Here is a 21578-nt window from a genome sequence, read left to right as displayed (position 1 = left end):
AAACAATGGTGTCCAGCTAGGGTCCGTAAAGGTTGTGACTAGTATATCTCCATCTTCTAAATCTGCGTCTTCCAAGTTTAAGATAACGCGAGCGCGGCCCTCCATAATTCCTGAAGAAACTGGCAGACCTGGAATTGCTTCTTCTGGGAGATTTTCACGTTTATACTTACCTTCAATGATTTCGCCATCAGATGTGATCACACGCGGGGGAGTCAGCTTTTCATATATGTTGTAATCTTCCTTTCTCTTGCTGATAATTTGATAATCCAGCTTATTTGTGCGTACTATTTTATGGAGTTCTTCGAAAGTGAGATAGAATATATCTTCTTTTTCATGAATAACTCCCGCTTGCACGAGCTGGGTAGCTTCATTCAATATGGCCTGCTTGTAAACGAAGTAACGGCTGATCATCCCAATAAACACCACTCAATATCTTGAGGACAGCCAAAATAATCTTCAATCTTTCTTCCGATGCGTGCCAGTTGCAAGATTTGCATATCAGTCAGTGATTGTGTCTTTTGCTGCTCAGGATTAATCGCTTGCGTCTTTGTTCCGCCATCTTTAACAGCAGTTACAGCCAACTTTTTGGCAGCGATCTTTTTATGGGCAATTTCATTTTCTTGAATCTTATAATTATCGGCTGATACCAAGCCAGAGACTAGCGCTTCTCCAAGTCCAAAACTGGCATCAATCGATAGTATTTTTCGGTTGGAGGTAAGGGGATCAGCTGTAAATAAAATCCCAGAAGCCTGTGGAAAAACCATCCTTTGAATAATCACAGATAAATAAACTTGCTGGTGGGCGAATCCATTTTGCATTCGGTAGATTACAGCGCGATCTGTAAATAGAGAAGCCCAACATTTCTTGATATGCTCCAAGATGGCTTCTTTGCCGATGATATTTAAATAAGTGTCTTGCTGGCCGGCAAAAGACGCATGCGGCAAATCCTCAGCAGTTGCACTAGAACGTACTGCATATGCATGTTTTTCACCAAAACGGGCGAGATAAGTGACAACTTCACTAACAACATCGGAGGGAATATCCGTTTCCATGATGATTTGTCGAATCTCCCTAGAAATCTGACTTATTTGCTTTTGATTTTCTACTTTTAAGCATGTAAGCTTTTCTATTAATGCTTTAAACATTTCGTTTTGTTCGATGCTTTTTTGATAGCCTACTGTTGTCACACAAAATCCATCGGGTACTTGTATTCCTGGAATTTTTGATAATTCCCCTAAATGGACTCCTTTCCCACCAACAAGCATACGTTCTGTTTTTCCAACTTTCTTTAGATCGAGTACCAAAGAACTCATCCGCATCGCTCCTAACCATTAATGTTCTATTGATTTTAGCAGTAATAAAGGAGAATAAATAGTCTATAATAACCATTTTTTGTATGGTCTAATTAATATAGAGGGTACTATGAAAATAAAATCTAGCCTTACAATAACTTAATTCATGTCATTTCTTATTTAACTTTTTTTGCTTTATGTTCTAATAGTTAATAGGAGATATTAAGCCTTTATCATACACACTGTGCGATACTTAATAATGAAGTATCGTATTTTAATTGAACAATAGGTGTATGAAAAAAACGCTATCTCATGATATATAATGGACAAGAAATAAGGAGGAGATTCATAATGCTAAGTAATAAATTCTGTAGAATCGGTATTTTGGCGGGGATGGGTCCACGTTCGACCGCTCCATTTATTGAGTCGGTTTTAGATGAATGCGAGCGACAATATGGTGCAAAAAATGACATTGATTTTCCCCATATGATTATTTATTCATTACCTACACCCTTTCATCCAAAAGAACCTATTATTAAAGAAGATATGGTGAAATCTTTACAAATAGGAATAAGGTCTTTAACAGAAGCTAATTGCGATTTTATTGCTGTTCCTTGTAATGTAGTCCATCAATTTTATGAGGATATGACAAAGATGACCAATATACCTATTCTTAATATTATCCAAGAAACAATAAACGCTATTGGTGTCCAAAGTTCAAAAGTCGCTTTAATTGGTACCAGAAGTACAGTAGAAAATCAGCTATACCAGCCTTACCTACATAATAATAATAAAGATATTTATTGGACAGAACATATTCAAAGCCAGGTTGATCAATTAATTTATGATGTTAAACAGAATCGCGAAATGGAAGAGCTTATTCAACAATGGAAAAACATAGAAATGGAGCTTGTAGAAAATGGTGTAACTGATGTAGTTTGTGTATGTACTGATCTATATTTTTGTGGATCTTATACATCTTTAAATTTCTTCGATTCATCAAAAATTCTTGCTAAAAGTTTAGTAGAAAGATATTTAGCCTTTAAATAGGTGATATTCGTGTTCAACTATAGGGTGGTTTATTTAGCGGATAAATAGTTGTACGAAGGGGAATATAGATCTTTAAATTATCCAGTATAATTTTATATTCACAAATAGAGTGCATTTGTATAATACATATTAATGCTTCAAAGATTTTTAATAAAAACGTCTAAAACCTGATATATAAGGAATTAGACGTTTTTTATTTCAGTTGAAGGAAAAGAAGATTCTTGGGTAACTTCTGGAGCATTCTTTTATTAAGTAAAACCTTACTTTTGCTAGAAAAGGACTGTGTTGTTATTTAAGTTAAATGATTTACGTTAATAATCTTTAATCCGAGTGGTGGAAGAACCTTTAATTAGAATAAAATAAATGCTTTTTAGTAAATAATATAATGGTTAAACCATTTTATTTAAGGGGGGACATCTATGCCACACCATCGAAAAGCAGAACTTCAAAATGATACATACGAAGAAAAAGAGATGATTTCAGATAATTCACAAAGTCTACCTCATCATGTGCAAAAGGAGCTGCCGCAAGAATTATCGGTAAATCCTTTATTTGCCCGTGAAGGGGAATCGGACGTTCCGCGTTTTCACATGGCTGATAAAGGCATGTTACCAGAAACAGCATATCAAATCGTCCATGATGAAATTGCTCTTGATGGCAATGCTCGCTTGAATCTTGCTACATTTGTTAGCACATGGATGGAACCAGCCGCAGAGCATTTATATACTAAATCATTCGATAAGAACATGATTGACAAGGATGAATATCCACAGACAGCTGAAATTGAAGAGCGATGTGTCCGCATTTTAGCCAACCTCTGGCATTCGCCCAACCCTCTCACGACTATGGGTGTTTCTACAACTGGTTCGTCGGAAGCATGTATGCTCGCGGGGCTTGCGTTAAAGAGACGCTGGCAGAACACACGCAAAAGCACAGGAAAGTCGGTAGATCGCCCCAATATTGTGTTTAGTTCTGCTGTTCAAGTCGTTTGGGAAAAATTCGCGAACTATTGGGAGGTTGAACCACGCTATGTGAAGGTTAGCCCTGATCATCCTCTATTGGATCCTCAAGGGGTTCTCGCTGCAGTGGATGAAAATACAATTGGTGTGGTACCAATTCTCGGTGAGACTTACAGAGGGCTTTATGAACCGGTTGCTGCTATTGCAAAAGCGTTGGACGATTTGCAGAAGAGGACAGGTATTGACATTCCGATTCATGTAGATGCGGCTTCTGGGGGATTTATAGCACCATTTCTTCAACCAGATTTAGTCTGGGATTTTCAATTACCGAGAGTGAAATCCATCAACGTATCTGGACATAAATATGGGTTAGTATACCCCGGGCTGGGCTGGATAATTTGGCGGGAAGCTGCAGATCTCCCTGAGGATCTCATCTTCCGTGTTTCCTATTTAGGCGGGAACATGCCGACTTTCGCTTTGAATTTCTCTCGTCCTGGCGCACAGGTGCTCCTTCAATATTACAATTACCTGCGTTTGGGGAAAAGTGGCTACTATGATGTTCAAAGAGCTTCTCAGAAAGTCGCTCTTTTTCTTAGCGAGGCGATTCAAAAGATGGGACCGTTCGAACTTTTGTCCGATGGTTCGGATATTCCGGTTTTCGCTTGGCGGCTTAAGGATGGTTACACATTAAATTGGAATCTTTATGATTTATCTCGACAATTACGTGTATTCGGCTGGCAAGTACCCGCCTATCCTTTACCTCCAGATATGGAAGAAGTGACGATAATGCGCATTGTGGTTCGAAATGGATTTTCTATGGATCTCGCGCATCTGTTTTTGATGAATCTCAAACAGACCGTTGCTTTTTTGGATTCTCTAGACGGACCCATGCCACATGATTCGAAGTCTAACAATGGGTTTCATCACTAAATGGATTCTATAGTCTTTAAATTGAGCTAACTCTCAGTGAAATTAATATTCTTAGATGGATCCCTCCAAGCAGAAGTTTATTGGAGGGACTTTTTTATAGAGATTACGTCAATAAAGGAGAATATGCTTTATACAGCTTATAAAACATAAACGTAGATGATTTGCTTTAAAAGAAATGTTTCTACCTAGCTCTGGCAGTATAACTTAATAACAAAATAGTTTATGATAGTAGTAAATACAATGAAATATATGATAATAAGAAAAATAATAAAAGAAAGGAGTCTTACAAAGTGCTCGAAAATAGAAAAGTTATTATAACAGGTGCAGCCTCCGGTATTGGAAAGGAGAGCGTCAGAAGATGTTTACATGAAGGTGCTTCCGTTATTGCTTGCGATATTAATAAACAGTCCTTACATAGTTTAAAACAGTCAATGGGTGACTGTTATGATCTACATACATATCATTTGGATATAAGTAACTACGAAGAGGTTCATAAATTTTTTGTATATATTGATGAAGACTATGCTGATATAGATGGTTTGGTTAATAATGCGGGAATTTATTTGGCTAAAAATATCTTGGATTATCAAGTAAATGAAATTGATAAAGTTCTAGATGTAAACATAAAGGGATTTATTTATTTTTCGCAAATGTTTGGTAGAAAATTGATGCAAAGTAAGTCAAATGGAGTAATCGTAAATATGTCTTCCGTGTCAGGCGTTGAAGGCAGTTCAGATGCAATTTACGGGCTCTCAAAAGCTGCCATAATTGGTTTAACTAAAAGCTGTGCCATCAATTTCTCACCGTATATTCGAGTTAATGCTGTTGCGCCCACGATGGTGGATACATCTATGATGGATACAATACCCGATTGGAGAAAAGAGGAGTATCTAAGCCACCAGCTTATTGATAAGCCTGTCTTACCGGAAGATGTGGCTGATACGGTTGTTTTTTTATTATCAGATAAAGCTAAACATTATACTGGTGCCACATTTGATAATAATAACGGAGGATATTTAAGATAGTACATTTTTTATAAGCTTTGTGCAGGCTTCCTTTTATTTTAGGAAGCCTGATTAATTAATTAATTGGAATGAGAAACAAATGCTTTTCGCTACTATTATATATAGTGGATTAAAGAAGTAATGTAGCAATAGGCCAATAGAGAACCTAAATAAATTTGTGATATAGTTAAGAATAAATAACATTTGATTTATGTAATTGGAAGATTTGATTTTATTTAGGAGGAGATTCATTGAAGAATAAAAATTGGATATTATACGAGAATTTTGATGGTAAGAGTTTAACGGAAAATCTTGTGTGGCGTTGTGAACCAAAGAAATGGTTTGTAGACACGAAATCTTCTCAACTAGTTTTAGAAACAGATCAAGAAACCGACTATTGGCAAAAAACTCACTACGGTTTTGAGGTTGATAATGGCCATTTTCTCTTTACCAAAACGAACAAGAATTTCAGAATGACAACAAGAGTTAAAGCTATTCCCAAATCTAAATATGACCAAGCTGGACTGATGATTCGATTTTCCGAAGAGACATGGGTGAAAACGTCTCTAGAGTACATACCAGATGGGTTAAGCAAGCTGGGTGCAGTTGTCACCAATAGAGGTTATTCCGATTGGTCTACTCAATATGTAGACTGTAAAGAAGTGCAAATATATTACCGTATATCCAAAATTGGGCAAAATTGTTATATGGATTTTTCGTGGGACGGAGAGGTATGGAATCAAATTAGAATTGCCCACTTAGATGTGGCAGATAGTTCAACTGTTTTAGCAGGAGTCTATGCTTGCAGTCCTCAAGGAAGAGAACAAGAAGTTCGTTTTGATTTTATAACAATCGAAGAGCTAAATAATGACCCAGCAACTGCATATTTGTAAGTCAACGATATTTACTATAAATTGCAAGTATTTAATTTAGATTAGATAAAAGAATTACTATGGCGCATTGATCCAATAAGGGATAATGCTTCTTTTTTGTTCTTATACTAACGGGGGGGAGTATAGCCCAAGAAGGATGATTTAAAGCAATCTAGAGTAGTAAAACGGAGTTAATTGTAGTATAGAAAGGAGAAAACCTACTTGTAAATAGATAAAACCATTGCGGATTTACGTCAACAAGTGGATACTTAGCTTAAAGAGCTAAATGTCGTTTAAATGCTGTTCATATGGATGAACAGACTTACTTCCTTTTAAATAATAAGCATACAGCTAACGAAAATTTTATAGATTAAAGTACTTTAATCATTTGACGAGTCATGTTATAGTAAATACTACAAATGTAAAAGTTGGGGCGTGATGAATGTAATTTTAGAAAATCTAAATATAGAAAATAAGCTATTTATAGAATTTTACAATCATTAAATGGTTAACGAATTATTTTAAATAATTTTTTTTGGTTGAAAAACTACAAATGTAGTATTTTGAGAAAAGAGAATCTATATCCAATATGGAAGAATAAATGTCAAAATACGTATATTTATTGTTATGAAAGGGAGGGTGCCGTTGAAGAAAAAAAAAGAGAGGACAAAGCCATTTGTTTTCTCCTTCCGAATAAACATATTATTTTTAATTGTTTTTTTGCTGTTCTCGCTTCTTATTTTAAGGCTTGGGATTGTGCAAATAGTAAATGGAGAGGACTATAAGCGGGAAGTTGACAGAAAGGAGAATGTAACTGTAAAAATTGCTATGCCGCGTGGGGAAATATTAGATCGAAATGGGAAGTTAATCGTAGGGAATAAGCCGTCTAACGCAATAACGTTCACAAGAGCACAAAATAGTAAAACTGAAGAAATGTTGAAAATTGCAGAAAAGCTAGCGATATTTATTAAAAAGGATTCTAAAGAGGATTTAAAAGCAATAACAGAAAGAGATAAAAAAGATTACTGGATTATAAAACACTCAAATGAAGCAGAAGCGAAAATTACTGTAGCTGACAAGAAAAAGCTTAAAGATGATAAAAATTACGATGCAAAAATTTATCAGCTAACCCTAGACCGTATAACAAGTAAAGAAGTAAACTCATTTACTAAGCAAGAACTAGAAGTATTAGCTATTTATCGTGAAATGAGTAGCGGATATCCGTTGACACCACAGATCATCAAAAAAGAGGCTACAACTAAAGAAGTTGCAATGATTAGTGAAAATCTAGATTCCCTGCCTGGGGTTGATACAACGATAGATTGGGATCGCTATAATCTTTATAAAGATACAGAAGGGAATGAAACTTTAGCCTCGGTCGTTGGTAAAGTATCCTCTTCTAAAGAAGGCTTGCCTAAAGATTCTATTGATTATTATTTAGCAAGAGGCTATAGCAGAAATGATCGAGTAGGAAAAAGTTATATTGAAAATCAATATGAGGATGTATTGCAAGGCCAAAAAGAAAAAATCAAAAACATAATCGATAAAAACGGAAATATATTAGAGTCTGAAGTTGTGCAAGAAGGAAAACGAGGTGATGATTTAATCCTTTCAATTGATATCGATTTACAGCGTGAGATAGAAAAGATAATTGAAGAAAAAATAGGTAAAGCTAGAATTGGTGAGCCTTATCTCGATCGAACATTTGTTACTGTTATGAATCCGTATTCCGGTGAAGTTCTTTCCATGGCGGGAAAACAATTTGAGCAAAATAAAAAAACAGGTAAAACGGAAGTAAATGATTTTGCATTAGGAAATATAACGACCTCATATGAAATGGGATCAGTTGTGAAAGGAGCTACCGTATTAACGGGCTATCAAACAGGTGCAATTGTTCCAGGTGAGGTACTTAATGATCGACCTTTAAAGTTTTTAGGAACGAATGCAAAAAAATCTTGGAATAAGACAGGATTCGGTCCAATTAATGATCTTTATGCATTGAAACGATCTTCTAATGGATATATGTTTTTAACGGCCATGAAATTAGGTGGACAGCAAACCTATATTCCCAATGGACTATTAAGTATTGATAAAGTGTTCGCGATTGAAACATTCAGATACAATTTCTCTCAATTTGGGCTAGGAGTGAGAACAGGAATTGATTTACCTGGTGAACAAATTGGTTATGGTGGAGGTCAAATCCCTTCTGAATCTGGAAAAGTATTAGACTATGCGATTGGGCAATATGATACATATACGCCATTACAAATTGTCCAATATATTTCCACTATTGCAAATGGGGGTTATCGAATCCAGCCGCATATTGCCAAGGAAGTACGTGAACCTAACCAAGCAAATGAATTGGGACCTATTATTCAGGAATTTGAACCAAAGGTGTACAATAAAATTGACATGAAGGAAGAGTGGATGAAACGTGTCCAGCTTGGCTTTAAGCAAGTAGTGAATGAGCCACTTGGAACCGGATATGGAATAAAGAACAAAGAATATAAGATTGCTGGGAAAACAGGGACTGCACAGGCGTTATATAATGGCCCGTTACCACATAGCCCAGGTCTAATGCTCTGGAATATTACATTTGGAGGGTATGCACCTTATGATCACCCAGAAATTGCTGTTTCTGTCACTGTCCCTTGGTTACGAACAGACCAATCACACGTTAATTTAGAAATAGCGAATGATGTGTTTAAAGCGTACTTTGAACTAAAGGAAAAGAGGCAAGATTCTGAATAATCATTGTGTTTAATTCGCCTTAATTACTACAAATGTAGTAATTAAGTGAAAGGAAATGAGGGGAAGAGAGTTGACTAGCAGAGTAGAAAGAAAAAAGAGAAGAATCAAACCCTATATCATAATGATATTTGTCACTTTAGCTGGGATTATTGGCTTAAGTCTTTATATGATCATGAATAATAGTAATAGTAGCCAAGGACAAAAAGCTGCAGATGCCTTTATTCAAATATTAGTGAACAAAGAGTATGAAAAATTAGGAGAAGTTCTCGAAAAAGACTCATACGATTCATTAGGATATACGTTGGAGGAAGTGATCGACAAATATGATCATATATTTAATGGAATTAATATTCATGGGATTCACGCGTCCAATATTGAATTAAAAAAACTCAATCACAATGTGCAAGAGTTATCCTATCAATTAAGCATAATAACTCCTTTAGGTAGATTAGATAAAATTAATTATCAAGCAAGGATTATCAAATCAGGAGATCAGTATTTGATAAAATGGGACCCTTCATTAATTTTTCCTAATATGGAGGGAAAAGATAAGGTAGCTTTTCATCAATGGAGAGCAGAACGTGGAGAAATTATAGATCGTCTTGGCAATGGCATCGCAGTGAATGAAAACTTTAAGGAGGCAGGGATTGTTCCGAAAGACTTACTCAAGGGAAATGAAAAAACGAAGCAACTGCAAAACATTAGCAAACAATTAAATATATCTATAGAAGAGATTCAACAAAAACTGAAACAAGGATGGGTAAAGGATGACCTATTTGTTCCTCTTAAAATTATCGAAGCCAATAAAGCGGAAGTCATATCTGGGATTTCCTATCAAAATACTAACCTCCGATATTACCCTTTAAAAGAAGCTGCGGCACATTTAATTGGATATATCGGAGAAGTAACAAGGGAAGATTTAGATAAAAATTCTGATTTGAAAGAAGGAGACATGATAGGCAAAGCCGGATTAGAAAGAGCTCTTGATAAAGAGTTGCGTGGAAAAGATGGTGGAGAAATTCTGATTGTCGATGAAAATGGAAAAAACAAGCAAGCAATTCAAAAAACCGAAAAAATAGATGGAAGAGATATTAAACTAACCATTGATGCTTATATTCAAATGGAGGCATACAATCATTTGAAAGAAAATCCAGGTTCTACTGTAGTCATGAATCCGAAAGAAGGTGGTCTTTATGCTGTAGTTAGCTCTCCTTCATACGATCCGAACAAAATGGTTCGTGGCATATCACAGAAAGAATATAATAAATATGCTATGGATGAAAACAAGCCATTTCTTTCAAGGTTTGCTTCAGCTTATGCTCCAGGCTCCACTTTTAAAACGATTACAGCTAGTATCGGGCTTGATGCGGGTGTGACATATCCAGAAAAGCGAAGAATAATAAATGGGTTAAGTTGGCAAAAGGATAAATCCTGGGGAGGGTATTCCGTTACACGTGTTTCTAATGTGCAACATGTCGATATGAGAAAGGCACTTGTTTATTCCGATAATATTTATTTTGCTCAAGAAACGTTAGAAATGGGAGAAAAAACGTTTCGAAATGGGCTGGATAAATTTATCTTTGGCGAGGAATTGGATTTACCAATCGCAATGAAGCCAGCGCAAATTTCAAATCACAAGTCATTTAATTCAGATATCCTTCTTGCTGATACAGGATATGGACAAGGAGAATTATTACTTTCACCTATTCAACAAGCTGCCATGTATTCTATTTTTCAAAACGAAGGAAAAATCGTTTATCCGAGATTGCTAGAGGATAAAAGCGGGCCGAAAACTAAATCAGCTATTACCCCTTCAACAGCAAATGAAATGAGAACTTTTTTAGAAGCTGTTGTGAGCAACCCAAATGGAACGGCACATCTGCTCTATAATCAACAATATCAGTTAGCAGCCAAAACGGGTACCGCTGAATTAAAAATGCACCAAGGAGAGAAGGGGGATGAAAATAGCTTTTTATTAGCTTTTGATACAGGGAATGATCAGTTTCTTTTACTTTCATTAGTGGAACACTATTCAAAAGGCGGTTCGGCTACTCAATTAAATAAATCATTCATCGATGAGTTGTATAAATATTTTAAGTCCTTGTGATGCTTTAATAATTTGGCCCAACCTGCTATAATAAATACTACAAATGTAAAAGCAGGAGGGTCATGATGAAAGAAATTCCGCAAATTTCTGAAGGTGAATATGAAGTGATGAAGGTAGTCTGGAACTATGAGCCGATTTCCACTCCTGAAATTGTGGAGAGAGTATTAAAAAATAGCGATTGGAAACCGAATACAATTCATACAATGCTTGTACGTCTAGTGAAGAAAAAAGTATTACAAACAAGAAAAGATGGCAGAGCATTTATTTATACATCACTTGTTAAAGAGAACGAATATGTGGAACAGAAAAGTAAATCTTTCCTGAAACAATTTTTTGGTGGTACATTAAACTCAATGGTATTAAATTTTATTGAAAATGAGCAGCTATCAAAGGAAGATATTTCAGAACTCAAGAGTATTTTAGCTGAGAGGGATAAGAAAGAAGGGAAAAAATAATGGTTGTAACCCGGTTATTATTAAGTACACTTGTTGTATCCCTCCTTATTTTAATAATCCTGTTAATCAAAAAAGTATTTTACAACCATTTATCTCAGCAAACACATTATAAAATTTGGTATTTTCTTTTCGCTCCAATAATTACTTACGTGATTCCATGGGATTTTTTACAGTTTCGAGAAATATTTCAATATATGCAAAACTTCCTATTCATTGAGAAAGATATAACTAAGGGCAATGAAAGGTTCAGTGGTTTGGGCATTTCACAGACATCCAATTATGATTTATTGAATGATTTCTCTATTTCTGTGAACAAAACAAATACAGAATTTTTTCAACAGTTCTTTTTGGTAATTTGGATCACTGGAATCATGTTTTTCATTGGGAGTGCTATTTATGCAAATTATCAAATTAGGCAAATTAAAAAGTCATCTACGAGTATTAAAGATCAAAAAATAAATGAAATGTTAGAAGAGTGCAAGGAGGTTGTCGGGGTAAAAAGAAAAATAATTTTACTGGAGACCGCACTTATTACCTCTCCTATTACATTAGGATTGTGGAAGCCATATGTATTTTTACCCCAAAAAACCAAAGAAGAATTCTCGTTAAGTAAAATAAAATATGTCTTTTTACATGAACTATGCCATCAAAAAAGTAAAGATAGTTTCGTTAATTACCTAATGTGGTTGCTTCAAATTATTTATTGGTTTAATCCATTAGTATGGTTGGCTTTAAAAAAAATGCGAATCGACCGTGAGTTGGCATGTGATGCTTCTGTTCTAAATCTTTTGGATGAAAGTAGATACACCGAATATGGCTATACAATCATTCAGTTTGCGGATAAACAGTTTAACCGACCATATAAACAGTTTTCCACTGGAATGGGAGGAACGAAGGAACAACTCAAACGACGAATTCAGAGTATAGCTAACTATAGAGTGGATTCTCCATTACTAAAATGGAAGAGTAAAGTTATTTATACTATATTGGCAATTGTTGTGTTACTCTTTACTTCGCTTTCTTCTGTACTCGCTAGTTCAGACGATGTGTATCATTTTAATGAGAAAAATGTTATCTATGAAGATCTTAGTTCTTATTTTAATGGGGATATGGGTAGTTTTGTTCTATATGATGCTATCAAAAAACAATATCAAATATATAATCGTGAAATGAGTGAACAGAGGGTTTCCCCCAATAGCACCTATAAAATTTATTCTGCATTATTCGCTTTAGAAACGAATGTAATTTCCACTACAAGCAACGAGCAGTTGTGGGATGGAACGGCATATCCTTTTGAAAAATGGAATACCAATCAGAATTTGTCAACTGCTATGGAGAGTTCTGTTAACTGGTATTTCCAACACCTTGATCGTGAAGTTGGGAAGAAAAAGCTGCAAAGTTATTTTCACAAACTAAACTACGGGAATGAAAATTTGTCAGGTAATATAGATCGCTATTGGATGGAATCCTCTTTGAAAATTTCTCCAATTGAGCAAGTTCAATTATTATCTGCATTAGAAGAAAATAAATTGGGCTTTAAAGAGGAAAATATTCGTTCAGTAAATAATGCTATTTTCATAGATGAACAAAAGCAGGCACAGCTATATGGAAAAACAGGAACTGGTACAATTAATGGGAAAGAAATAAATGGTTGGTTTGTTGGCTTTGTGAAAAAAGATGGCTATAGTTATTATTTTTCGATAAATATTCAAAATAAAACTGGAAAAGCCAATGGAAAAAAGGCGGCTAATATCGCAAAGCGAATATTACATGACAAAAATATTTTCTAAATAAACCTAGTATGATACATGAAATTTTAAAGATGACTAGATTAGGAGAATTTAATACTAGTTGATAAAAAAATTATTTTAAATGATATGGTTTAAATTAAATACCTTCACTTTATTGGAAGAGTCTGTCACTAAGGGATACGTATGTTCTTAGTGACAGGCTTTTTTCTGAATTATGTTTGGTTTGGAACTTTAATCGATTTTATCATCTGTCGTATTGATCCGAGATGGTAGGCGGAGTGAGCGAGCGCCCCTAACAAACCATGCGATGTTTGTTTATCTAAGGAGCCAAGAGAATCAATCTTTTTTATTAGTTTTGTGTATTCTTGTTGAAGTTCGTCAGTAAATTGAGCCCATGTGATTTTATCAACGGTTGTGATTTTCCATGATGCTCCCCAGTCCTTACTGGGTACTTCCCCATTTAAGTAAGAGTTCGCAACCCATAAGTAATAGCGGGTATGATCTGTTTGTGCGGCGATTGTCGTACCGTTGACAGGTATTGAAGCATCTTCTGCCGATATCTTTTCAAGTGTTCCGAATAAACCACTACCAGGTTTCGCTTCTGTGTACCAGCTTGCGTTTTCTTCAGGTCCAGCATATGTTTCCTTCAACAATGTTCTAATAGCCACCAACATCGGATTGTCCATCTCAGTACCTCCTAAATTCAGTGTTTAACCATCAAAAATACTTTTGATGGTTAAATTATAGCTAGGTTGATTCTAACTGTCAATTTGTATTATGATAGTTATAGTAAAGGAGCTTTGAATATGTCGGAAATGAACTCTTATATGATGGTCGGAGAACGTTTGTGTATGGATTTTATCAATACTGTCAGTTGGCGGGAAAGTGGTGAGAAAAGGCGGGATTGGTTTACGAGTTACGCTAAAATAGTCGACTGGTGCATCCATGCTGACGTCTTGACCAAACAAAAAGCAAAAGTACTTCTTTTAAAGGCCGAGGAGAAACCGTCTGAAGCGGGAGAAGTTCTAAAGCGGATTATCGAAATGCGGGAGGTCATGTATCAAATCTTCAAGTCCGTTTCAAAGGGGACATCGCCACATCCGCTAGACCTTGAATGTTTCAATGGTTTTGTAAGTAACTTCTACCAAACTTTGCGTGTAATCCATGAAAAGGATCATTACACGTTGAAGTTCATGGATAACGAGGAAAACTTGGACACTATGCTGCCTCCAATTTTGCAATCTGCTGTTGATTTACTTGTTTCTAAAAACGATTTAGAACGAGTCAAAAAATGTGAGGGCGACTCTTGTGGATGGTTATTTTTTGATACGAGTCGGAATAGGAGCCGTCGCTGGTGTTCAATGGCTGATTGCGGCAATCGAGCTAAAGCCCGCCGATTTTATCAAAAAGAAAAGTGATTAGATTCTCTCTGTGTAGAAATAGTAATTGGACAGGCAGGAAATAACAGTGGGTTTTCAATAATTATAGACTTGTTTAATAAATAAATCGTAGCTTATAAGCTATATCATCAATTTTGGTGATTGCCCCTTGGTGAAGTCTTAGCAAAATGAGGAAACCATAAAGGCATAATCATCCATTCTGATCAATGCAGCGTCTACGCTTCTTATACATATCAAAAAATATGATTAAAGAAAAAATTTAGTCAGTAGTATGTCACGCCGAGGAAACTATTGGGAAAACACAGTCATTGAGCCTTTTCATTCGAATGTAAAATTAGAGAGGGTTCAAAAGAAGTAACAGAACATGTAGAACAGTTTATGAGGATCATAGCGAGTAAACATATGCTGCCTGTTACCAATAGAGATTGGCAACAGGCAGCATATGTTGGTATTTTATTACTGCCCCATTTGGCTAGGTCAGTCTAATCTAAAAATATAATTTTTTAACTTTTGCATTCCTAATAACCTCTGTTATAAAGTTGCCCGATAACTTAGAACAGAACTTTCATTAATTGCCCGAAAGGAAGCCTAAAAAGTGTACGATATTTAATCTACATCTTTTATGCTTATTTTATTGATGTGAAGTAAAACTAGCATATTCATAACATTCTCTCGCCATTAACAATACTATAGTAGCCAACTTTAGCTAATTAAAAATCAATCGACTCATTATCCAATTGCTGCTGAATGGTCTTTACTTGTTGAAGTGTTTGCTCCTTCGTTAAATTATCTCTTTCCATTCCTATCATAATGTAAATGGACTTAGTAGTTATAAGAGTATTATAGTTATAGGCAAAAAAAGAAACTAAATAAATACGTGATAGATCTAGTTAAGAACAAATAAAATTTGGTTTATGTAATTGTAAGGTTTGATTTAATAGGAGGGGAATCATTGAAGTATAAAAATTGGGTATTTTACGAAAATTTTGATGGTAAGAGTTTAAATGAAAATATTGAGTGGTGTTTTGAACCAAAGAAAGGATTTATAAACACAAACTCTTCTTAAATTGTTTATGCTTCTTTTTTGTTTTTTGTTCTGCTACTAACAGGGATAGTTAGTTACCCAGAGAATATAATAAATACAATCATAATTTAAGTATTAGAGGGGGAATTTTAAATGAATCCTATTTTATTAGATATTCCGTTACAAATCGAAACAGATAGACTGATTCTTCGAGCACCGCTTCAAGCTGGTGACGGCGATGTCGTATGCCAAGCTATAAAGGATTCATTTCATGAGTTAAAGCAATGGTTAAGCTTATTTCAAACAATGCATACTGTTGAAGAAATAGAAATTATCTTGAGAAATGCCCATATTGATTTTTTGAAAAGAGAAAGCTTTCGTTATCTTATCTTTCATAAGGCAACTAACGAATTTATTGGAACTGCTAGCCTTCACGGAATTAATTGGAAGATTGCTAAATGTGAAATTGGATACTGGATTAATACAAAATATACTGGCAAAGGATATATGACAGAAGCAGTAAGAGCGTTAGTTAACCATGGTTTTCAACAACTCAATTTTAGCAGGATTGGAATAAGATGTGAATCAACAAATGTTAAAAGTCGTTCGATTCCAGAAAAACTAGGTTTTGAATTAGAAGGAATTTTAAGAAATGATGATTTATCCGCAGATGGCAGCAAGCTAACTGACATTTGTATTTATTCAATAATAAAGGAATAATCCCACTTAAATTAATACGGGTGCTTTCGTTTTAATAAAAAAGTAGGTAAAAACAGCTGAATATGGTTCAGCTGTTTTTACCTACTTAATTTTAGTTAATAACCGGAGTCTTCTGAGGTAAGGTTATCGATCATTTTATAATCATATTTTTGTAATGGCTTTTCAGCTGGTCCTTCAAGAACTTCTCCTGTATACGAGAACCTAGAACCATGGCACGGGCAATCCCAAGATCGTTCACCATCATTCCATGCAACTTCACACCCCATGTGAGTACAAGTTGTATCGACAATATGAAGCGTACCTTCCTTATCTCTATAAGCTCCTTTTCTTTGTCCATTAATGTCAATAACAGCTCCCTCATCAGGGGATAGGTTATGGATATCGTTTTGAGGTATTTCTAATTTCCCTTTAATTAGGTGACTAACAACGTTCGCATTTTGCGTTAAGAAATTTTTTAGACTTGGATTCAAATTGAAACGGGAAGGAGAATACAATTCCTGGTACTTGCTCTTTTTACCGAGTATGGTATCTCGGAATAAAAGCGCAGCTGCAGTTCCATTTGTCATTCCCCATTTCCGGTATCCAGTAGCGATTAATATATTTTTTTGGCCGGAAGTAATTTCGCCAATGTATGGAATTTTATCCAGAGTAGTTAGATCTTGTGCTGACCAGCGGTAGATAATATTTTCAATTCCGAATACTTGTTGACCGAACGCTTCTAAGGCTTCGTAATGCTTCAGTGTTTCTCCGCCTTGTCCTGTTTTATGACTTTCCCCAGAAATGAGAATCATTTCTTCCCCATTAATTGTTGCATACCGGAGAGACCTTTTCGGCTCATCTGCACTAATATACATACCACCTGGATAGGCTGTTTTTACTTTTGCAGCAATAATATAGGAACGGTCTGCATGCATTCTTGTAGAATAAAGTCCAGCCCCCTCATAAAAGGGAAAATGAGAACAGGAAAGAACATATTTCGCTGTAATTCGTGCTCCCCCACGGGTAAGAACTGTGGGGTGTTCGCCAGTCTCGATATTTACAGCTGTTGTATTTTCAAAGATGTATCCTCCTTTTTTGGTGATTATTTTGGTAAGATGAGCTAAGTACTTAAGTGGATGGAATTGAGCTTGATTTTTCATAACAAGTGCATTATATATTTCTAAATCGAAAGGAAGTTTGTTTACGAGTTTTCCTTCAATATGAAGCTCCTCATAGGCTTTTGCTTCTTTTTCTAGTTTCCGTGCATATTCTTCTGTTGTGGTATATACATAGGCATCTTGATGAGTGAAATCACAATCAATTTGATGCTTATTGACCGTTTCTTGAATAAATTTTAAAGCATCGGTGTTCGCCTCGTAATATAATCTTGCCGTGTCTTTCCCGGCATAGCGAATTAGTTCCTCATAAATTAAATCGTGCTGGGCAGTGATTTTAGCTGTGGTATGTCCCGTTGTCCCATTCAGTAATTTGTCTGCTTCGATAATAGCAACTTTCAGACCTTCATTCACCAACAGATAGGCGGAAGTAATGCCTGTAATGCCACCACCTACAATAGCTACATCAACTTGCATGTTATCCTCAAGGCATGGGTACTCTGGTAAATGAATAGTGTTTGTCCAATAAGATTCGGTGTTAGGTGGTAATTTTTCATTGTAATTAGCGTTGTCGGCCACTTTAACTCCTCCATATAATAGTTTATACCATTATTATTTCCATTTGCTAGAAGGATAAACTTAGTTTGGAAAACTGTATCGTTTATAAAGGGGAATAAAAGTGAATTTATGACCTATTTTCATACGTATTTAGGCTGTACCCATATAAGTCCTAATATATAAACATGAGTAAAGAGAAGTATAAAAAAATATTAACAGATTTTCAAGGAAGGGGAAACATTACCTAAGGGAACAAGTAACTTATATACCATTTAAGACTTAATAGAAAAATTTTTTCCTGGTAAAAAGAATGGAGTGTAAAAAATACAGATTACGCTAAATAAACAATAGAATAAGTCTAATATGAACTGGGAAAAGTGATTGCCTTAATTAGCCCATTTCTTTATATAAAATACTTTTTATATTTTTCCTGTTATTGGGAATATTATTCCCAATGGATGAATAGGAGGATTGTTAATGAAGTTGATGAGGCATTCAAGGGGATTACTAGTATTGATGATGTTTCTGTCTTGGTTTTTCCTTCCTTTAATCGGGAAAGATGCTGTAAAAAGATTTTTGCCAGCAGGGTTATTTATAGCTTTGATTGTCACCATAGAAGATATAATTGCAAAAAAGCGAAAATGGTGGTGGTACGAAAAAATTCATCCAAAGCTATCTGGCATTGTTCCTTTTTTATGGGGCCCATTTTTTATTGGTTCCTTGTGGATTTTAAAATGGACTTACGGCAAATACTTCAGATACATTTTTATAAATTTAGTGGTTGATTCGATCTTCGTCTATTTCTTGGTAGATTGGTTAAAAAAATTAGGAATTGCTTCGTTAGTTCGATTAAAAAAGTATCAACTATCATTGTTATTCTTTTTTAAATCCTTACTTTTATATGGCTTTCAGTTTGTAAAGGAAAGAAAATCATTAAAAAAAAAATAGTGATAACACTCTTGTCTAATGGCTAGATGCTAACGTATTGTTACTAGAACAAAGCCTTCTTGTGACTACATTAAAGACATCACTACTTAGAATTGAAAGCAATATCGTTAAATAGTTCAGCTATTTATGAAGGAAAATGACCATTTTAAAGTAATAAACGACAAGAACAAAGAAATTAGCTATAGTGTTAGTTGATTTTCTCGGATAATAAACCGATTAGTACATATTAGAGGTAACTTAGGGGGATCGAAATATTTCTGTCCTATCATCGTTTATTTTTAACAAGTTTTTTTCCTTCATTGTACTTTCAGAGTTTTAGTTTATTGCTGTGAGTCAACATATTAAGTGATTTCAGCATCTATTTCCTTAAAAAGACTAAAAATCGGGTGTTGTCTATTAGCATAATATTAATCATTGTTGTGATAGCTTATATTATTTGAAAAAAACGACCGTAATATCAATAATCTTCTCTATTGTTGGAAAAGCTATGGAAGTGCGAACAGATGCACTAACTAGAGAATTACTTAACATGAAGGAGGATTATAATGGGGATTTTATCTGGAAATCCAAAGGAAGAGCCCTTACACTATGGGGAAGTTTTTGATATTTGGGCTTCCCTATTGGCCGGAAACAGTATGACAGCAGGTTACCAAACGATGTTGAATCATGCTGGTGATGGGGATTTAAAGAAGTTATTAGTCGAAGCTATTGAAACTTGTCAGGAAGAAAAAAAACAGCTAGAAGAAATTCTGAAAGAAAATGGTGTCGCTACACCACCAGCTGCTCCCGAACCTCCTGAAGCATGTTTAGAGGATATTCCAGTTGGAGCAAAAATTCCAGATCCTGCAATAGCAGCTACACTTTCTGCTGATATTGCTGCGGGCTTAGTTACCTGCAGCCAAATAATTGGGAAATACATCAGAGAAGACGTTGCTGCTATGTATGGTCAATTTCATACCAAAAAGGCAGCTCTTGGAGCAAAAGTTCTTCGCTTAAATAAAGAAAAAGGCTGGCTTATTCCACCGCCATTACATCTTAATAAACATGGTGATTGTTAATTCTCAAACACGGTTAGTACTAGCCGTGTTTTTTTATTTTCTAGCTAACAAGCTATTCACGAATTGACGCTGGGGTCGATGAGAGGATGTATGTACATAAAAGATAGTATTGTTTAATAACTTAGTCTCTGTTTTGTTTACTTTTGTTGAAGAGGAGGAAATGAATAAAAAAGGTTTATTACAATAATGAAAAAGAAAAGGAGTTTTGTATCATGTATTTTTGAGTAAAGTTGTGGATCCAAAAGGCATATTCATATAATCTTTAAACAGACTAGAAAAAGTTACCGGTTGTTTCTGCTCTTAAAATATATAACAATGATATAGCAAGATAGCAGTCAACCAAACAGGGAGGAACATCATGAGAAAAACTAAACTATTATTATCACTAACTATGAGTATCGCGATAATCATTTCTGTTATGGGGATGAAACCAACTGTTTTAAAAGCTCAGACAACTGGACATGATCCAGTAATCTATGTTCATGGAACTGGCGGCAGCAGTACAAACTTTCTTGCGATAAAAAATTATTTGCTTAAGCAAGGCTGGTCTTCTGATGAATTATTCGCAATTGAATTAATTGATAAAACAGGCAACAGCTTGACGAATGCTAAGCAGCTTGAATCATATGTAGATAAAGTGTTAAAGGAAACGGGAAAAAACAAAGTAGATATTATCGGTCACAGTGCTGGTGGAATCAATACCCTTAAGTATATCCAAAATACGGGCGGAACGAAGGTAAATGATGTGATTACATTGGGATCTCCAAATAAATTCATTACGTCAAAAGCACCTGTGGGAAAAGATCCTAATCATAAAATCCTTTATACTTCTATTTACAGCAAAAATGATTATTTAGTTCCTAATATGCTCTCAAAATTGGAAGGCGCTAAAAACATACAAATAAGCGGTGTTGGCCATTTAGGATTAGTAGTAAATAGTAAGGTAAATGAGTTAATTAAAGAAGCTTTAAATGGTGGGGGAAAAAACACCAATTAAGATAAGAATAATAAAGAGCCCTTCGATGTTTAGTATAAGCATGGAAGGGCTCTTTTATTATGGAAAAATTAAATTTGGGGTTAGCAGTGGTACGATTTTATCCCAATTTGGTGTCGCGTTTGGTGCTTTTGTTGGAGCTATGATTACTACATTATGTGGTTCCTTCTCTAGCCTCATTATTTATTTTTCTAATAAATGTGATGGTATCAAAACAGTTATTTTTGGGTCTATGGGAAGCTTAGCATCATCTAGTTGGACAAAAGTCCCTATTATGGCAGTAGTCATTATGCTAGGGTGCATTTTGTTTCTTTTTCAATATCGCGTGTTAAACACAAGGCTACTTTGGGATGAATCTACTATTACTCTGGGAATTGATTTAAGCGTTTTCCGTAAATCTTACATGATTGCTACTGCTCTGGTTACAGGAACATTGGTTGCATATGCAGGAATGTTTGGTTTTGTTGGGCTTATTATTCCCCATATATGTAGAAGTGTTTTTGGGGAAGATTATAAACGTTAATGCTAGGAACATTTCTAGTAGGAGGCTTGCTTTTAATTTGAGCGGATATTCTACCAAAGAACATTAATACATAATGTTGAATTGCCTA

Annotated in this window: 17 protein-coding genes and 1 pseudogene; 14 read left to right on the top strand and 4 right to left on the bottom strand. The window is 35.1% G+C overall.

What is annotated here, in order from left to right:
- Positions 1 to 1313: pseudogene (locus BCI01S_RS21380) on the bottom strand (PEP/pyruvate-binding domain-containing protein); the annotation flags it as partial.
- Positions 1314 to 1643: 330 nt separating this feature from the next.
- On the opposite strand from BCI01S_RS21380, the gene BCI01S_RS21375 reads away from it, so the two are divergent.
- From BCI01S_RS21375 to BCI01S_RS21340, 8 genes are all read left to right on the top strand, one after another.
- Positions 1644 to 2342, top strand: a complete 699-nt coding sequence (locus BCI01S_RS21375) for an aspartate/glutamate racemase family protein (RefSeq protein ID WP_061800998.1) — start codon at positions 1644 to 1646, stop codon at positions 2340 to 2342.
- Between the two features lie 419 nt (positions 2343 to 2761).
- Positions 2762 to 4231, top strand: a complete 1470-nt coding sequence (gene gad, locus BCI01S_RS21370; protein ID WP_047940127.1) for a glutamate decarboxylase — start codon at positions 2762 to 2764, stop codon at positions 4229 to 4231.
- Positions 4232 to 4521: 290 nt separating this feature from the next.
- Positions 4522 to 5256, top strand: coding sequence for an SDR family oxidoreductase (locus tag BCI01S_RS21365; RefSeq protein ID WP_061800997.1), 735 nt, complete (start codon positions 4522 to 4524; stop codon positions 5254 to 5256).
- Between the two features lie 230 nt (positions 5257 to 5486).
- Positions 5487 to 6128, top strand: a complete 642-nt coding sequence (locus tag BCI01S_RS21360; RefSeq protein ID WP_053215549.1) for a DUF1349 domain-containing protein — start codon at positions 5487 to 5489, stop codon at positions 6126 to 6128.
- 624 nt (positions 6129 to 6752) lie between these two features.
- A complete protein-coding gene (locus BCI01S_RS21355) occupies positions 6753 to 8858 on the top strand; it encodes a peptidoglycan D,D-transpeptidase FtsI family protein (protein ID WP_439950977.1) in 2106 nt (701 codons plus the stop codon).
- A 70-nt stretch (positions 8859 to 8928) separates the two neighbouring features.
- Positions 8929 to 10965 (top strand): penicillin-binding protein PBP4(5), encoded by a 2037-nt coding sequence (pbp4, locus tag BCI01S_RS21350; RefSeq protein ID WP_061800995.1) that lies wholly within the window; start codon positions 8929 to 8931, stop codon positions 10963 to 10965.
- 65 nt (positions 10966 to 11030) lie between these two features.
- Positions 11031 to 11420: a BlaI/MecI/CopY family transcriptional regulator gene (locus tag BCI01S_RS21345; RefSeq protein WP_061800994.1), complete on the top strand. Its 390-nt coding sequence runs from the start codon at positions 11031 to 11033 to the stop codon at positions 11418 to 11420.
- Positions 11420 to 13210, top strand: coding sequence for a BlaR1 family beta-lactam sensor/signal transducer (locus BCI01S_RS21340; protein WP_047940132.1), 1791 nt, complete (start codon positions 11420 to 11422; stop codon positions 13208 to 13210). Before BCI01S_RS21345 ends, BCI01S_RS21340 begins: the two co-directional genes overlap by 1 nt.
- 173 nt (positions 13211 to 13383) lie before the next feature.
- Here the strand turns inward: BCI01S_RS21340 and BCI01S_RS21335 are convergent, their stop codons facing one another.
- Complete coding sequence (locus BCI01S_RS21335; protein WP_061800993.1) at positions 13384 to 13857, bottom strand: hypothetical protein; 474 nt, start codon at positions 13855 to 13857, stop codon at positions 13384 to 13386.
- A gap of 120 nt (positions 13858 to 13977) precedes the next feature.
- On the opposite strand from BCI01S_RS21335, the gene BCI01S_RS21330 reads away from it, so the two are divergent.
- On the top strand, positions 13978 to 14589 hold the full coding sequence (locus tag BCI01S_RS21330; protein ID WP_061800992.1) for a CGNR zinc finger domain-containing protein: 612 nt from the start codon (positions 13978 to 13980) through the stop codon (positions 14587 to 14589).
- 692 nt (positions 14590 to 15281) lie between these two features.
- On the opposite strand, the gene BCI01S_RS26465 is transcribed toward BCI01S_RS21330, so the two are convergent.
- Positions 15282 to 15446, bottom strand: a complete 165-nt coding sequence (locus BCI01S_RS26465) for a hypothetical protein (RefSeq protein WP_438825713.1) — start codon at positions 15444 to 15446, stop codon at positions 15282 to 15284.
- Between the two features lie 302 nt (positions 15447 to 15748).
- On the opposite strand from BCI01S_RS26465, the gene BCI01S_RS21325 reads away from it, so the two are divergent.
- Positions 15749 to 16315 carry a GNAT family N-acetyltransferase gene (locus tag BCI01S_RS21325; RefSeq protein WP_061800991.1) on the top strand — a complete coding sequence of 189 codons (567 nt, stop codon included), beginning with the start codon at positions 15749 to 15751 and terminating at the stop codon, positions 16313 to 16315.
- Positions 16316 to 16410: 95 nt separating this feature from the next.
- Here BCI01S_RS21325 and BCI01S_RS21320 read toward each other — a convergent pair whose 3' ends face one another.
- Positions 16411 to 17988: an FAD-dependent oxidoreductase gene (locus tag BCI01S_RS21320; RefSeq protein ID WP_061800990.1), complete on the bottom strand. Its 1578-nt coding sequence runs from the start codon at positions 17986 to 17988 to the stop codon at positions 16411 to 16413.
- Positions 17989 to 18444: 456 nt separating this feature from the next.
- On the opposite strand from BCI01S_RS21320, the gene BCI01S_RS21315 reads away from it, so the two are divergent.
- The 4 genes from BCI01S_RS21315 (at position 18445) to BCI01S_RS24980 (ending at position 21490) form a co-directional block, all read left to right on the top strand.
- Positions 18445 to 18915: a hypothetical protein gene (locus tag BCI01S_RS21315; protein ID WP_061800989.1), complete on the top strand. Its 471-nt coding sequence runs from the start codon at positions 18445 to 18447 to the stop codon at positions 18913 to 18915.
- Between the two features lie 545 nt (positions 18916 to 19460).
- The gene (locus BCI01S_RS21310) at positions 19461 to 19973 is read left to right on the top strand and encodes a DUF3231 family protein (RefSeq protein ID WP_061800988.1); all 513 of its coding nucleotides are present in this window, start codon (positions 19461 to 19463) and stop codon (positions 19971 to 19973) included.
- Positions 19974 to 20331: 358 nt separating this feature from the next.
- Complete coding sequence (locus BCI01S_RS21305) at positions 20332 to 20970, top strand: esterase/lipase family protein (protein ID WP_047940139.1); 639 nt, start codon at positions 20332 to 20334, stop codon at positions 20968 to 20970.
- 25 nt (positions 20971 to 20995) lie between these two features.
- Positions 20996 to 21490: an iron chelate uptake ABC transporter family permease subunit gene (locus BCI01S_RS24980; protein WP_369988543.1), complete on the top strand. Its 495-nt coding sequence runs from the start codon at positions 20996 to 20998 to the stop codon at positions 21488 to 21490.
- Positions 21491 to 21578 lie beyond the last annotated feature (88 nt).

It is taken from the genome of Niallia circulans NBRC 13626, from assembly GCF_001591585.1.
GTDB lineage: Bacteria > Bacillota > Bacilli > Bacillales > Cytobacillaceae > Niallia > Niallia circulans.
This window is presented reverse-complemented; position numbering and strand designations above follow the sequence as displayed.